This is a genomic window from Gluconobacter sp. GP1 (assembly GCF_032913585.1).
In the GTDB taxonomy this organism is placed as follows: domain Bacteria; phylum Pseudomonadota; class Alphaproteobacteria; order Acetobacterales; family Acetobacteraceae; genus Gluconobacter; species Gluconobacter cerinus.
In genome coordinates this window covers 1-1,203 of the sequence record NZ_JASGXC010000040.1, presented here as the reverse complement: position 1 = coordinate 1,203, position 1,203 = coordinate 1, and the positions used below count along the sequence as shown (strand labels likewise).

2 pseudogenes are annotated in these 1,203 nt (G+C 62.8%); both read right to left on the bottom strand.

Going from position 1 to position 1,203, the window contains the following annotated elements:
- Positions 1–775, bottom strand: a pseudogene (locus tag R5H23_RS16800) (hypothetical protein); the annotation flags it as partial.
- A 72-nt stretch (positions 776–847) separates the two neighbouring features.
- Positions 848–1,203, bottom strand: a pseudogene (locus tag R5H23_RS16795) (DotG/IcmE/VirB10 family protein); the annotation flags it as partial.

Here is a 1,203-nt window from a genome sequence, read left to right as displayed (position 1 = left end):
CCGCCACATGATCATCCAGCGCTTTCAGCTGTTTGGCCATTTCCAGCTCGAGGGCTGCGTCTGGTGAAGGGGATGCAGGGGATGCGAAGGAGGGCGCGGGGGCCGCAGCCGGAGCGGCAGACACAGCGGACTGAGCCTGAGGCGCGGAGACCGCCTGGCTCGGTGGCACCGCGGAGGCGTTTGGCGCTCCATCCGAGACGGCGGGCGGCACGGGAATGACTGGAGCTGCTTTGATCTCAGCCGGCTTTGTGGTGGCTGGGGGATCAACCGGGGCTGTCATGCCCTCGCCGCCGAACGGGTCGTCGTTCTGAGCGACAGAGGGTTGCTGGACCCGCTTTTCCGGGACATCAGGCGTGCCAAGCGCTGGTGGTGCCAACGTAAAGGCCGACTTTCGAGCCGATGGGACCGCTGGTGCATCTGGTGTGGTGGTGATCGATGCGCGTGGTCTGTCATTTACAAACGGGATCGGCACGCCAAAATGTGCACCGACCGCCACAGCACCGCCAAGCAGACCTCCAGCCCCAAGCACCGCCAGAGCGGTACCGACCAGAAGTCTGCTTCGTGGCGTGCGCGTAGCACGGTCTTCCGTGCCATTCTGCGACTTCAGAGGCTTGCGGCGGCTCTCTATCGTTTCCTCTGGCGCATCCGCCCGGTTGCCTGACAGCTCTGCCTCCTGTGGCATCTGGCCGTCTTCGGCCTGTTTACCGGGCCGGTCTGTGGAGCGCTTCTGAGGTCGCAGCATCTCCACGACCTCTCCTGTGTCCTCACGGCGCATTGCGTTTCCTCGCATGCTGATGGTCCCTCCTGTGTCGTCCTTGCAGGATGCCAAAGGCCGTTGTGAGTGCAGTCAGGGGGCGTCCACCGGCTCCGCGAAAATCACCCCGATAGGATCATCCTTATGAAGAAGAACCGTTGGGTTCTGAGGAGTTTGCTTTTGCAGGATCTGACCCATCTCCTGTCCTGCGCGTCCGGCAGCGACACCAAGCTGTTGAGGCAAGGTCAGATGCGTGAACGAACTCACGCCCAGCCCGCTGGTCACGCTGTTTGTGTTTGAGTTCTGCATCGCGTTGCCGAGACCTTCGACAAAAGACGCTGCGGCCGGAAGAAAGACGCGCGTGGGGAGATGCTCGTGGACTTCCGAGGCCAGGCCGGTTTCCATGGTGTCGGGTGCGACGGCATAGGCTGAAACCGGCAGAGGATCGC